Origin of the sequence: Alkalicaulis satelles, from assembly GCF_008630495.1 — a bacterium.
GTDB classification, from domain to species: Bacteria; Pseudomonadota; Alphaproteobacteria; order Caulobacterales; family Maricaulaceae; genus Oceanicaulis; species Oceanicaulis satelles.
The window spans coordinates 585,767-598,448 of sequence record NZ_VWOJ01000002.1 but is presented as its reverse complement, the minus strand read 5'-3'; the positions used below and the strand labels follow the sequence as shown (position 1 = coordinate 598,448).

General features: G+C 67.4%; 16 protein-coding genes. 11 read left to right on the top strand and 5 right to left on the bottom strand.

Going from position 1 to position 12,682, the window contains the following annotated elements:
* Positions 1 to 263 precede the first annotated feature (263 nt).
* The 4 genes from hemE to rho all read left to right on the top strand — a co-directional run bounded on the left by hemE (position 264) and on the right by rho (position 4,407).
* The gene (hemE, locus tag F1654_RS08495) at positions 264 to 1,289 is read left to right on the top strand and encodes a uroporphyrinogen decarboxylase (protein ID WP_150023094.1); all 1,026 of its coding nucleotides are present in this window, start codon (positions 264 to 266) and stop codon (positions 1,287 to 1,289) included.
* Between the two features lie 15 nt (positions 1,290 to 1,304).
* The gene (gene hemH, locus F1654_RS08490; RefSeq protein WP_150023093.1) at positions 1,305 to 2,372 is read left to right on the top strand and encodes a ferrochelatase; all 1,068 of its coding nucleotides are present in this window, start codon (positions 1,305 to 1,307) and stop codon (positions 2,370 to 2,372) included.
* Positions 2,372 to 2,827: a CopD family protein gene (locus tag F1654_RS08485; RefSeq protein WP_150023092.1), complete on the top strand. Its 456-nt coding sequence runs from the start codon at positions 2,372 to 2,374 to the stop codon at positions 2,825 to 2,827. The genes hemH and F1654_RS08485 overlap by 1 nt, the downstream gene beginning before the upstream one ends.
* Positions 2,828 to 3,150: 323 nt before the next feature.
* Positions 3,151 to 4,407 (top strand): transcription termination factor Rho, encoded by a 1,257-nt coding sequence (rho, locus tag F1654_RS08480; RefSeq protein WP_150023387.1) that lies wholly within the window; start codon positions 3,151 to 3,153, stop codon positions 4,405 to 4,407.
* 91 nt (positions 4,408 to 4,498) lie between these two features.
* On the opposite strand, the gene F1654_RS08475 is transcribed toward rho, so the two are convergent.
* The 3 genes from F1654_RS08475 to secB all read right to left on the bottom strand — a co-directional run bounded on the left by F1654_RS08475 (position 4,499) and on the right by secB (position 5,807).
* Positions 4,499 to 4,843, bottom strand: a complete 345-nt coding sequence (locus tag F1654_RS08475) for a type II toxin-antitoxin system RelE family toxin (RefSeq protein WP_150023091.1) — start codon at positions 4,841 to 4,843, stop codon at positions 4,499 to 4,501.
* 26 nt (positions 4,844 to 4,869) lie between these two features.
* Complete coding sequence (locus F1654_RS08470) at positions 4,870 to 5,154, bottom strand: type II toxin-antitoxin system Phd/YefM family antitoxin (protein ID WP_199200518.1); 285 nt, start codon at positions 5,152 to 5,154, stop codon at positions 4,870 to 4,872.
* Between the two features lie 164 nt (positions 5,155 to 5,318).
* Entirely contained in the window at positions 5,319 to 5,807 is a 489-nt protein-coding gene (secB, locus tag F1654_RS08465) for a protein-export chaperone SecB (protein ID WP_150023089.1), read from the bottom strand.
* A gap of 187 nt (positions 5,808 to 5,994) precedes the next feature.
* On the opposite strand from secB, the gene F1654_RS08460 reads away from it, so the two are divergent.
* The 3 genes from F1654_RS08460 to F1654_RS08450 are packed head-to-tail and all read left to right on the top strand — an operon-like array spanning position 5,995 to position 8,454.
* Positions 5,995 to 6,666, top strand: a complete 672-nt coding sequence (locus F1654_RS08460) for a Tim44/TimA family putative adaptor protein (protein ID WP_150023088.1) — start codon at positions 5,995 to 5,997, stop codon at positions 6,664 to 6,666.
* Positions 6,667 to 6,679: 13 nt separating this feature from the next.
* On the top strand, positions 6,680 to 7,867 hold the full coding sequence (mltA, locus tag F1654_RS08455; RefSeq protein WP_233205193.1) for a murein transglycosylase A: 1,188 nt from the start codon (positions 6,680 to 6,682) through the stop codon (positions 7,865 to 7,867).
* A complete protein-coding gene (locus F1654_RS08450; protein ID WP_150023087.1) occupies positions 7,867 to 8,454 on the top strand; it encodes a Smr/MutS family protein in 588 nt (195 codons plus the stop codon). Before mltA ends, F1654_RS08450 begins: the two co-directional genes overlap by 1 nt.
* Here F1654_RS08450 and F1654_RS08445 read toward each other — a convergent pair.
* A complete protein-coding gene (locus tag F1654_RS08445; RefSeq protein WP_150023086.1) occupies positions 8,443 to 9,099 on the bottom strand; it encodes a TetR/AcrR family transcriptional regulator in 657 nt (218 codons plus the stop codon). The genes F1654_RS08450 and F1654_RS08445 overlap by 12 nt on opposite strands.
* Before the next feature lie 103 nt (positions 9,100 to 9,202).
* Here F1654_RS08445 and F1654_RS08440 point away from each other — a divergent pair, with 103 nt between their 5' ends.
* From F1654_RS08440 to F1654_RS08425, 4 genes are all read left to right on the top strand, one after another.
* Entirely contained in the window at positions 9,203 to 9,925 is a 723-nt protein-coding gene (locus tag F1654_RS08440; protein ID WP_199200517.1) for a DUF4386 family protein, read from the top strand.
* A gap of 31 nt (positions 9,926 to 9,956) precedes the next feature.
* Positions 9,957 to 10,367, top strand: a complete 411-nt coding sequence (locus F1654_RS08435) for a hypothetical protein (RefSeq protein ID WP_150023084.1) — start codon at positions 9,957 to 9,959, stop codon at positions 10,365 to 10,367.
* A gap of 69 nt (positions 10,368 to 10,436) precedes the next feature.
* On the top strand, positions 10,437 to 11,555 hold the full coding sequence (locus F1654_RS08430) for a divergent polysaccharide deacetylase family protein (RefSeq protein WP_150023083.1): 1,119 nt from the start codon (positions 10,437 to 10,439) through the stop codon (positions 11,553 to 11,555).
* Positions 11,552 to 12,040: an RNA pyrophosphohydrolase gene (locus F1654_RS08425; protein WP_150023082.1), complete on the top strand. Its 489-nt coding sequence runs from the start codon at positions 11,552 to 11,554 to the stop codon at positions 12,038 to 12,040. The genes F1654_RS08430 and F1654_RS08425 overlap by 4 nt, the downstream gene beginning before the upstream one ends.
* A gap of 93 nt (positions 12,041 to 12,133) precedes the next feature.
* Here the strand turns inward: F1654_RS08425 and F1654_RS08420 are convergent, their stop codons facing one another.
* On the bottom strand, positions 12,134 to 12,652 hold the full coding sequence (locus tag F1654_RS08420) for a CC0125/CC1285 family lipoprotein (protein ID WP_150023081.1): 519 nt from the start codon (positions 12,650 to 12,652) through the stop codon (positions 12,134 to 12,136).
* Positions 12,653 to 12,682: the final 30 nt, after the last annotated feature.

Genomic DNA, 12,682 nt, shown 5'->3' with positions numbered 1-12,682 from the left:
GGGTTAACACTTTGTCAATCAGGGTGAAGAAAGGGTTAATGTCCGCCATGCGGATGATCCGCCCCAGGGCAAAACCAGTGTCCACATCCTTGTGGATCAGCGGCGCCGGTGTGGAGGGCGCATTTATCCCCACTGGCGCCCGGCCTTGCTACTGATCCCTCTCTTTTCTCATTTGAGAAAAAAAGGATATGAGGGGATGGCCCCGTTCGGGGATAACGCCCATTCTTCGATATCCCTTGCACGATCACAGAGGCGCTGACGCGATGACTGACAAGCCGTTCCTGAAAGTCCTGGGCGGAGAAACCGTCTCGCCGCCTCCCATCTGGCTCATGCGTCAGGCCGGGCGCTACCTGCCCGAATACCGCGCAGTGCGCGCCCAGCAAAAAGACTTCATCGCCTTTTGCCTGAACCCTGAAGCGGCCGCCGAGGTGACCCTGCAGCCAATCCGGCGTTATGGCTTTGACGCCTCCATCGTGTTCGCCGACATCCTGCTCATCCCCTTCGGACTGGGTCAGAAGGTGTGGTTCACGCCCGGTGAAGGCCCTCGCCTGGAGCCGGTGACGCCCGCTGACATCGCCCATCTCTCTGTTGCGCGCGCCCGTGAGGTGCTGGCGCCGGTGAGCGAGACCATCCGCCTGGTGCGCGCTGGACTGCCCGCCTCCACCTCGCTGATCGGTTTCGCCGGCTCGCCCTGGACGGTGGCCACCTATATGATCGAGGGTGGCGGCTCCAAGGACCGTTTCGCGGCCCGCGCCCTGGCCTGGAGCGATCCCGAAGGCTTCGACGGCCTGCTCGATCTCATCGCCGACGCCAGCATCGCCTATCTCGCTGACCAGGTGGAGGCGGGCGCCGATACGCTAAAACTGTTTGATTCCTGGGCCGACAGTCTGCCCGATCCCCTGTTTGACCGGGTGGTGATCCGCCCCACCAAGCGCATTATTGAAGGCTTGCGCGCGCAAGGGATCACAGCTCCCGTCATCGGCTTTCCCCGCGGCGCCGGGCCGCAGGCGGTACGCTATGCGCGTCAGACTGGTGTGACGGCGCTGGCCCTTGATCACGGCATGGATAGCCACTGGGCGCGCGCCAACCTGCCTGAAACCCTGCCGGTGCAGGGCCAGCTGGACCCGTCGGTTCTGAAAGCCGGCGGCGCGGCGCTGGATGATGAAATCAGCCGCCTGCTTTCCGCATGGGCGGGCCGGCCCTATGTGTTCAACCTCGGACACGGAATCAATCTCGAAACGCCCCCTGAACACGTGGAGCAGCTCATCGCCCGCGTGCGCGGCGGCTGAGGTCAGGACACGCTTATGGGCCGGCGCATCGCAGTGGTGTTATTCAATCTGGGCGGGCCGGACGGCCAGGACAGCGTCAAGCCGTTCCTGCGCAATCTGTTCAATGATCCGGCGATCATCTACGCCCCGCCGCCCCTGCGCCAGATGCTGGCCTGGCTGATCTCCAATACGCGCGGACCTAAAGTGGCCAAGGAATACGCCAAGATGGGCGGCGGCTCGCCCATCGTGCCTGAAACCCTCAAACAGGCCGAAGCCCTCAAAGCCCGCCTTGAGCAGGCCCTGCCCGGCGATGAGGTCAAGGTGGTGCTGGCCATGCGCTACTGGAAACCGTTCGTGGCCGATGCGGTCAAAGCGCTCAGAGCCTTTCAGCCTGACGAAACGGTTCTGCTGCCGCTTTATCCCCAGTTCTCCACAACCACCACCGGCTCCTCGCTGAAAGCCTGGCGCGATGCGGGCGGCGGGCCGGCGCGGATTGTGTGTTGCTACCCGCAAGAGGCCGATTTCATCGCCGCCCACGCCAAGCTGATCGAAGAGAGCTGGATCAAGGCCGGATCACCGGAAAACCCGCGCGTCCTGTTCTCAGCTCATGGCCTGCCCGAAGTGGTGGTGGAGCGTGGCGACAGCTATCAGTGGCAGGTCGAGCAGACCGTGGCCGCCGTGGCCGCGCGCCTGCCGCAAGCCCTGCGCGATCACATGGTCTGCTATCAGTCGCGCGTGGGCCCGCTCAAATGGATCGGGCCGTCCACCGAAGAGGCCATCGAACGCGCCAGCGAAGATAAGCGCCACATCATCCTGTCGCCCATCGCCTTTGTATCCGAGCATATCGAGACGCTGATCGAGCTGGACGAGGAATATGCCGAGCTGGCCCATGAATATGGCGCGCCGGGCTATACCCGCGTGCCCGCCCTGGGCGATCATCCCGATTTCATGGCCGCTTTGGCGGGCCTGACCATGTCGGCGCTGGATGGCGAGCCCGGGCTCAAACCCCCGCCGGGCGGCGCGGCCTTGTGTCCGGCTCAATTTGGCCGTTGCCCCTGCCGTCAGGCCGGCGCAGTCTTGACCGGTGAGCAGGAGGCTGCGTGATGCTGGACTTTCTCGCCCCCGGCGGCGGCGCCTATGAGGTGATCAAGGGGCTGCATATCGCTGCGGTGATCTTCTGGATGGCCGGCATGCTCTATCTGCCGCGCCTGTTTGTGTATCACCACACGGCGGCGCGGGGCGGCGAGCTGGAGACTGCGCTGCTCAAGCAGCAGCACAATCTCCTGAAAATCATCATGAACCCGGCCCTGGTCGCGGTCTGGCTCCTGGCGATCATCATGCTGGCCGCCAATCCGGCCCTGCTCTCGCAAGGCTGGATGCACGCCAAGCTGGTCTTGGTGCTGGCGCTGAGCGGGGTGCATGGATTTTACGCCGCCAGCGCGCGCAAATTCGCCAACGCGCAGCGCCCGCGCACGGAAAAATTCTGGCGGATCATGAATGAAGTCCCGGCCATCGGCGCGCTGATCATCGCTGTGATCGCGGTCTGGAAACCGTTCTGAAAACGGCGGCTTGCGCTTGACGAGCGCGCCCGCGTGTGTCAGGGCTGAAACCAAGTCCTGACATCAGGATCCTTCCCCTTCGCCTGCGGCGGCAGCAGTGCTTGATAGCGCGCACGCCCGGGTGCGCCAGCCAGACCCCCCATCGCGGACCGCCTTCCCGGCGCTGTCCGGCCCGCCTCACGCCTGGATGACCGCCCGCACGCCCGCCTGCATCAGCCCTAGAGACCAAGATGACCGACGATAACCGTTATGATGACGATCTGGATGACGAGGCGGGCGACGAAGAGTCCGGCTCTTCGGGACAAAGCCGCGCCGGCGAGCGCATGTCGCTCCAGGAGCTGAAGGAAAAGAGCCCCGCCGAGCTGGTGGCTCTGGCCGAACAGCTCGATATCGAGAACGCCGCCAATCTGCGCAAGCAGGGCATGATGTTCGCCATCCTCAAGGCGCTGGCCGAGGAGGGCGCGTCCATCTCCGGCGGCGGCACGCTGGAAGTGCTCCAGGACGGGTTCGGTTTCCTGCGCGCGCCGGAGTCCAATTATCTGCCCGGTCCGGACGATATCTATGTCTCGCCCAGCCAGATCCGCCGCTTCGGCCTGCGCACCGGCGATACGGTGGAGGGCGAGATCCGCTCGCCGCGCGACAATGAGCGCTATTTCGCGCTTCTAAAGGTCTCCAGCATCAATTTCGAGGAGCCGGACAAGGCGCGCCACAAGGTCCATTTCGACAATCTGACGCCGCTCTATCCCGATCAGCGCTTCCAGATCGAGAACCCGGACCCCACCCGCAAGGACCGCACCGGCCGGGTGATCGATATCGTGGCGCCCATCGGCAAGGGCCAGCGCGCCCTGATCGTGGCGCCGCCGCGCACCGGCAAGACCATGGTGCTGCAAAACATCGCCCACGCCATCGAGACCAATCACCCCGAGGTGTATCTGATGGTGCTGCTCATCGACGAGCGGCCCGAGGAAGTCACCGACATGCAGCGCACGGTGAAGGGCGAGGTGGTGGCCTCCACTTTCGACGAGCCGGCCACGCGCCACGTCCAGGTCGCTGAAATGGTGATCGAAAAGGCCAAGCGCCTGGTTGAGCACAAGCGGGATGTGGTGATCTTGCTGGATTCCATCACCCGCCTGGGCCGCGCCTACAACACCGTGGTGCCCAGCTCGGGCAAGGTGCTCACCGGTGGCGTGGACGCCAACGCGCTGCAGCGGCCCAAGCGCTTTTTCGGCGCGGCGCGCAATATCGAGGAGGGCGGCTCGCTGACCATCATCGCCACTGCGCTGATCGACACCGGCTCGCGCATGGACGAGGTGATCTTCGAGGAGTTCAAGGGTACGGGCAATTCCGAGATCGTGCTGGACCGCAAGGTGGCCGACAAGCGCGTCTTCCCGGCCATCGACATCCTCAAGTCCGGCACACGGAAAGAAGAGCTGCTGGTGCCGCGCGCGGACCTGCAGAAAACCTATGTCCTGCGCCGCATCCTCAACCCGATGGGCACCCAGGACGCCATCGATTTCCTTCTGTCCAAGCTGAAGGAAACCAAGACCAATTCCGACTTCTTCGACTCCATGAACGCGTAAAGCGCGCTCGGGATCGAGGCCGCAAGAAAAACGCCCCCTCCATGCGGAGGGGGCGTTTGGCGTTTCAGACCTAGCGCCGGCAAAAGCGCCGTCAATCGGGTTTGCTTGGCGAGCGTTTCAGTCTGACCACATTATTCGCCAGCGCCGTTTCCAGCTTTTGCTCAAGCGCCTTAAGCGCGTGGGCCTCGTAGGCGTCCTTTCTGTCGCGCACCAGCAGAACGACGATCAAAACTTCATTATATATGTGATAAATAACGCGGAAATTGCCGACGCGAAGACGCAGGAAGTCCGGATAGCCCTTCAGCTTTTCCGCCCCGTTCGGGCGCGGGTCCTGCTGCAGGGCCTTGAGGGCGTGGAAGATGCGCTCCTGGCTCTTTCGATCCAGTTGCCGGATTTCTTTCGACGCTGACCGGGCGAACTCGATATCGAGCGCCACGCTCGCCTCCCTGGCCCCGTCAGAGCCTAATCAATCCCGAGCTCTTTCATCAGATCGTCCATCCTGACCCCGCCCTTTTGCCGGTAGTCCTCGAGTGCGCGGGCGGCATCCTGCTCGTCCAGGCGCGCTTCAAGCGCCACCAGGCGGTCATAGGATTCCCGCGAGATCAGGACGGCCTCCTGTTGACGGCGGCGCACGAAGACCGGCCCTTTGTGGACGGCCTCATCCATCAAAGTGGCGAAGTCCCGGCGCGCATCCGTGGCCGAATAGACCGGACGGGTTTCAACCTGGCTCGTAAGTCCTTGTGACATGGCAGTCCTAGCATTCCGATGCTCGAATATGATCATATTGTACAAAATCATCAAATTGTGTCAAATGCGCATAAGCCGCTCAGAGGCTGCCGTGCAAACAAAAACGCCCCCTCCACGCGGAGGGGGCGTTTGGCGTTTCAGACCTGGCGCCGGCGCGCGAGCCGTCAGGCCGTTCCCTGCGGGGCGCCGCCCGATTGTTGCTGGGCGAGCTGCTGGCGATAGAGGGCGGCGAAGTCCACCGGCTCGAGCATCAGCGGCGGGAAGCCGCCATCGCGCGTGGCGTCGGCCAGGATGCGCCGGGCGAAGGGGAAGATCAGGCGCGGGCACTCGATCAGCAGGAAGGGCTCGCGTGCGCGCTCATCAAGATTGCGGATGGCGAACAGGCCCGCATAGGTCAGTTCGGCGATGAAAAGCGGGCCGGTTTCGGCCTTGGCGTTGGCGCTGAGCACCAGCACCACTTCGAAGGTTTCGTCGTCCAGGGCGCGCGCGTTCACGTCCACGGACAGATCAATCTCCGGCTGGCCCTGGCCGCGCAGGCTGTCAGGCGCATTGGGGTTTTCGAAGGAGAGATCCTTCACATACTGGCCAAGCACGCGGATCATCGGGGCGGCGCCAGAATCGCCGCCGGGCTGGGGAGCGGGAGCGTCAGTCATGGGCTGTCTCTTTCAGGTCGGGCCGGGCGCGCCCGGCGGATAAGCGCAAATTCAGGAGGGCCGGGGGCCGGTAGCATGCCCGCGCTGCATCGGCAAGCGCAGCCCCGGCGTGACGCGCGCGCCTTCAATGTCTATATCAGTCAGGAGACGCGCCGCACGGGCGCACAGATGACGGGCCTTTCGCGCCATGGATATGGACGTTTTACAGCTTCTCTTCTTCGCCGGCCTGGCGGTTTTCCTGGGCGTGCGCCTCTACATGCTTCTGGGCAAGCCCAGCGGGCGGACCCATGAAGAGCACATGCGCGAGGAGCGTGAGCGCGCCAGGGCCGCCGGGCGTGAACCCCGGCCCGCCGATCCGCACGCCGAACCGGCTCCGGCCGCCGCGCCCGCCGGCCCGGCTTTCTCCGGCCCGGCGGCGGCGGGCCTGACCGCCATCGCCGGCCAGGACCCGTCCTTTGATCCGGACATGTTCGCCAAAGGCGCGCGCCAGGCCTATGACATGATCGTCCAGGCCTATGCCGCAGGCGACAAGGAGGCGCTGGAGACGCTTCTCAGCGAAAAGGTGATGAAAGCCTGGGGCGCCTCCATCGATGCGCGCGCTGAAGCCGGCCAGACCCTGGTCACCGAGATCGAGCGGCTGAAAAAGGCCGAGATCGTGGAAGCCTCTCTTAACGATAACCGGGCCAGGGTGAAGGTTGCGTTCAGCGCCGAAATCGCCAGCGAGACCCGGGACGCCGACGGTGCCGTGATCGAGGGCGATATCAACACGCTGAAGACGGTGGAAGAAGTCTGGAGCTTCGAGCGTGATGTCACCAGCCGCAATCCGAACTGGCGCCTGGCGGGCGTGCGCGCCGCCTAGCCTGATCGCCGCGATGGCGCTGACGCTGGCCGCGTGCGCCTCAACGCCTGCGCCCGGACCCGCTCCAACCCGGCCCGACGCCCGTCCGCCTGCGCCGCCTGCCGCCGTGCGTGCGCCGGAGCTGAGCCCGGTGAGTTTTTCCGCTCTTCCGGGCTGGGGCGAAGCGGACATGCGCGGCGCGCTTTCGGCCTTCGTGGAAAGCTGCCGCCGGATCGAGCCGCGCGCCGATAGCGCGCCCATGAATCCCAACGCCCCCTATGCCGGAACCGCCGGCGACTGGCGTGAAGCCTGCCTGGAAGCGGCCATGCTGGCCGGGACGGCTGATGCGCGGGGGGCGCGGGCGTTTTTCGAGCGCCAGTTCACGCCGCTGCGCCTGGGCGATCGGGGCCGCCTCACTGGCTATTACGAGCCCTATGTGCAGGTGCGCGAGGCGCCCGATACCGAATTCTCAATGGCGATAAGGGGCCGGCCCGGGGATCTGCTCACCGGAGATCTGGGCCAGTTCATCGCCGGTCTTGAAGGCCAGCGCATCATGGGGCGCGCAGCCGACCAGAGTTTCGAGCCCTACCGCCCGCGCGCCGAGATCGAGGCGATGAATCTGGGCGTGCCGCTGGCCTGGGGCCGGCCCATCGATGTGTTCTTCCTGCAGATTCAGGGCTCCGGGCGGCTTGTCTACCGCGATGGCGGGCAGGCGCGGGTGCGTTTTGCCGCTCATAACGGCCTGCCATACGTGTCCATCGGGCGCATTCTCATCGACCGGGGCGAGCTGGCGCCCCACGCCGCCTCCAAGCAGGACATCGAGCGCTGGCTGATGCGGCGCGGGCCGGATGCCTGGACGGCGCTGTTCAACGAAAACCCGCGCTATGTGTTCTTCTCGCTGGATGTGCTCAGCGATCCCGATGAAGGCCCGCTGGGCGCCCAGGGCGCGCCTTTGACCCCCATGGCCTCCATGGCGGTGGACCCGCAATACCATGCCTGGGGTGTGCCGGTATTTGTCGAGGCGGCCCTGCCGGGCGCGCCTCACTGGTCAGGTCTTGTGATCGCCCAGGATGCCGGCGGCGCCATTACCGGCCCGGCGCGCGGCGATCTGTTCTTTGGCTGGGGCGATGAGGCGGGCGCGCGCGCTGGACGCCAGAATGATCCGGCGGCGCGATGGACGATTCTGGCGCCGCGCGCCCTGGCCCGCCGGCTGACCAGCTGATGACCCGTCGCCCGCCCCGGCCCCTGCGCGCCGACGAGCGGGAGCTGTGGCGGCGCTTCGCATCAGGCGTCAAACCGCTGGACCCCGACCGGCTCAAGGCGCTGGAGGCGCCCGAACCGCCTTCGGCGCCCCCGTCCTCACCCGCCCGCGCCATGGATCAGCGGCCCTTGCCCATGCCGGAAGCGCCGCGCGCTGCGCCACCGCCGTCCGGAATGCGCAGGCCAACCGATCGTTCGTCAGACAAGCGCCTGCGCCGGGGCCGGGTGGAGATTGACGCGCGGCTCGATCTCCATGGCCTGACGGCCCAGGCGGCGCGCGGTGAATTGCTGGCGTTTCTCGCCCGCGCTCACCGGCGCGGCTTTCACACCGTTCTGGTGATTACCGGCAAGGGTGCGCGGGGCCGGGCGCTGGACGACAGCCGGTTCGAGCCCTGGAGTCTGGATGCCCGGCCCTTGCCGGGCGTGCTGCGCCGGGCGTTCGAGGGCTGGATGCGCGAGCCGGATCTGGCCGCGCTGTGCGCCGGCTACAGCCCCGCCCATGCCCGTCATGGCGGCGATGGGGCCTTCTATGTGATCCTACGGCGCTGACAGCGCCATGCGGGCCAGGGCGCCCAAAGCCGCCCGCGCGCGCCGCCAGCCTTCATCATCGTCCAGCTGCACGCCCGCCAGCGCGCCCGAGGCGGCGCGCGCCAGCACGATCTGATGCACCGCCGCGATCAGCAGCGCATTGACTGCGGGCGCATCCACGCCGTCAGGCGGTTCCAGCCGCCCGCGCCGCCTGGCGATCCAGCCGGCCAGCGCCCGGGCGCGCGCTTTCGCCAGCCCCTGCAGGGCCGGTCCGGGCTCTGACAATTCCCATAGCACCAGGCGCTGGGCTTCGCGGTCAGCGGCGAATACGTCCAGATAGGCCAGCACCAGCGCTTCGATCAGTGCGCCATAGCTTTGCGCCGCGCCGTCCGGCGCGCGCGCGTCCAGCGCGGCGGTGAGGCTGGCTGAAAACGCTTCGCCCAGTGCGCGGCCCAGCCCGTCCAGCCCGCCGAAATAGCGATAGATCAATTGCTTGTCGCAGCCCGCTGCGCGCGCCACAGCGTTCACGCCCAGCCCCTGAAATCCCTTCTCGATCAGCACGGCCCGCGCCGCCTCGATCAGACGCGCCTCGGTGGCCGCCCGGTCGCGGGCGGGCGCGCCGCCGGTGCTGGCGTCTTGGGCGGGGTCAGGCTGAGCGATCTCCATGGCGCTCACATCACCACCCGGTGACGCGCCGTGACAAGGGGGCTTGCACATGTCACCACCCGGTGATAATAAAAGTCACCGTTCAGTGACATATGAGGCGGCCATGACCGAATCACCGACTGAAACCCGCGCCGCCTCCCGCCCCCTCATCGGGACCGGACTGATCGCGCTCGCAGCCGGGTTCAATCTCGCCTATGCGGGGCTGGTCTGGGCTTACGAGTATCCGGCGATCCTGCGCCGTCCGGCGGCCGAGGCGCTGGCGCTTTATGCGCAGGGCGGGGCCGGCCTGACGGCGCTCTGGCACGCCTTTGCGCTCAGCGCCTTCTTGCTGATCCCGGCGGCGTGCGCCATTTCGCTGGAGCGCGGCCATCTCGTTCGCCAGCCGGGTCTGGCGGTGAGCGCGGCCATCACCGGCGCGTTGGCCGGGGCGGTGCAGGCTGCGGCGCTGTGGCGCTGGGTGTTCGCCCTGCCGCCCATGACGGGGGCGGATGCGGACCCGCTTCAGGCGGCTTTCGCCTTCGATCTGCTCAATCACTATGCCGGCGCCGGGCTGGGCGAGCATATGGGCCAGCTCCTGACCGCGCTGTTTCTGGTCCAGTGCGCCGCGCTGCAGGCCGGCGCGCGCGCCCGGGTCCTGGCGGTTCTGGCCGCACTGTCTGCAGCGCTGATTGCGCTGGGGACGGGCGAGAGCCTGTCGCTGGCGCTGGGCCTTGCCGATCCGGGCTTCAGCTTGGCCACCATCGCCGGCTTTGCCGGCTTCTCCTTCTGGCTCGCCGGTGCAGGGCTGCGCGCCCTGACCGGGCCGCGTGTACCGCCTGCCGCCTGATTCTCAAATCACAACAACAAGGACCCTCCCCATGAAACCGATCCTTCTCGCCTTCGCTTGCCTGGCGCTCACCGCCTGCGCCGGTACGCCCCAGCGCGCCCCGGCTGACGCCTTTGCGGCCATGGCCGAGACCGCGCACCTCATCAGCGCCCACGGGCCTGAGGCCATCAGCGCCTGTTTCGAGGCCCAGGGCGATTTCCTGCCCGGCGCGCGCTTCCTGTCCGATGAGGCGGCCGGCGTCTGGCTGTACCGCCTGCGCGGCTTTGGAACCACGTTCGAGGAAATCGCCTTCACGCCCGGGACTGCCGGAGGCAGCGCGATCGAGGTGCGCCTGTCGCCGGGTCTGCGCGCGCGCTGGCGGCGCGACTTTGAACGCGACCGGCTGGCGGCGCTGGAGGCTTGCGCGCTAGATCCGGACGGCGCCCGCACCCCCCTTCGTTAACGCTTCTTTACCCGGCGGGCAGGCAGGCTGGGCGCGAATCAGCGCGTCTGTCAGGAAAGCCGCCCCGCCATGCCTGCGCCCCGGTCCGAACCTTCGCCTCTGCGCGGCCCCTTGCTGGCCGGGCTGGGCGCGGCGTGCGCCTTCATCGTGCTGGCCGGCGCCCTGTCGGTGTTCGCCGGGGGCGAGCCCGCGCCAGCGGGTGCGGCCGCCGACATCGCCGCGCGCCCTGATCCGGTGATCCTGGCCGAGGCTGAGCCAGAGGTGGATGCGCCAGCCGCCCCGTTTGATGACGGGCCGGTTGAGGATGTCACCCTGCCGGGCGTGGCCGATACCGAAGCCGCGCTGACCGCGCCGCCTGCGCCCGAGCGCCCCGCCGCGCCGCGTGCGCCCCTGCCGGGGCTTTATGAGGACGGTCCGGGCGGGCCGCTGCCGGTGATTGGCGCCGACGGGCAGCGTCCTGACGCGGCCTATGCCCGCGCCCACAGCCAGCGCACCGGCCCGGTGGTGGCCCTGATCGTGGGCGGGCTGGGCATGTCCGAGCGCCTGACGCTGGAGGCCATCGAGACCCTGCCCCCCGAAGTCACCTTGAGCTTTGCGCCCTATGCGCGCGATCTGCAGGGCTGGATCGACCGGGCGCGCGCCGCGGGCCATGAAGTGCTGATCGAACTGCCCATGGAGCCGTTCGATTATCCCAATAATGATCCCGGCCCCCACACCCTGCTGGCCGAGGCGGGCGCGGCGGAGAATGAACGGCGCCTGACCTGGCTGTTGTCGCGGGCGGCGGGCTATACCGGCGTGATCAATTATCAGGGCGCGCGCCTGGGCGCGTCCCAGGCGCCGCTGGCCCGGGTGCTGGCCCGGCTGGAGGCGCGCGGCCTGACGGTGTTCCATGACGGGGCGGGCCGCAGGCCGGTGATCGAGGCGGCAGGCCGCGAGGCGGGCGCGCGGCTGGTGCTGGCCGACCGTGTGATCGATTCCGATCCCGGCCGCGATGCGGTGGAGCAACGCCTTCTGGAGCTGGAAGCCCTGGCGCTGCAAAATGGCGCGGCCCTGGGCTCGGGTTTCGCCTATCCTGTCACGGTCGAGGCCGCACGCGCCTGGGCCGAGGGTCTGTCGCGGCGCGGCTATGTCCTGGCGCCCGCCAGCCACGTGGCCAAACTGCGCCACGCCCAGACCCGAGAGACATGAGCCAGGACCCGTATCCCGAACACCGCCCCAATGCCGGCATTGTCCTGTTCGACCGGCGCGGCCTGGTCTGGCTGGGCAAGCGCTACGCCCATCACGGGCCCTGGGCCTGGCAATTTCCGCAAGGCGGGCTGGACGCCGGTGAAGACCCGGAGACCGGCGCCCTGCGCGAGCTGTACGAGGAAACCGGCGTCACCGATGATCTGGTTGAGAAGATTGGCGAAATTCCAGGCTGGCTCGCCTATGACTTTCCGCCCGACATCCTCGCCCAGCGCCGGCGCAATAACTGGAAAGGCCAGAAACAGCGCTGGTTCGCCTACCGCTTCCACGGCACGGACGTGGCGTTTGACCTGAAAGCCGTGCCGCCCCAGGAGTTCGAGACCTTCCGCTGGGCGCATCTGGCCGAAGCGCCGCCCCTGATGATCCCCTGGAAGCGCCCGGTCTACGAAATCGTGGCCAAGGGCTTCGCCCATCTGGCGGCGCGGTAAGCGGCGCACCGACCGTCCGGCGGGACACGGGCGCCGCCCGGCCGGAGGCGTCATCGCTCATGGATCAGGCCTCCAGCCGGTTTGCGTCCGGGCTCAGGCGCCGGGCGCGCGCGCCACGGGGCCGAGGTTACTCACCACCTGGCGTGCATCGAACGCATCGGGGCCGCCGGGCGATTCGCCTGAGACCAGCATGATTTCAGCCATGGCTTCGAAGCGGGTCACCTCGCGCACATGGACATCGTCCCAGAACGGATCGCGCCAGCCATGCCAGCCGAAGCGGGGATGGTAATACCGGTAGCCGAAGCCATAGCGCGAGCGGAACCGATCGCCCGTGCCGACAAAGCGCCGGTCGGTGTCGGTGTCGCGGCGCACCAGGATGAAATGGTCCGCTCCGCGCTCCAGGGTCAGCTCGGCGGCGCGCAGCAGCAGGAAGGTCTCCACGGTCTCGCGGTCGGTCAGGGTATTGCCCCGGAAGCTGACCGCAAACCGGTTGTCCTCGATCTGGCGTTGATTATAGCCGAAGCCGCCGCTTTCGGCCTGTTGATAGGGGGTCGGAGTGGCGCAGGCCGCCAGCGCCCCGACCAGCACGATGATCCCAAACACTCTCAGCATGGCCGTCTGGTCCTTCTCGTTCGCCCCCCG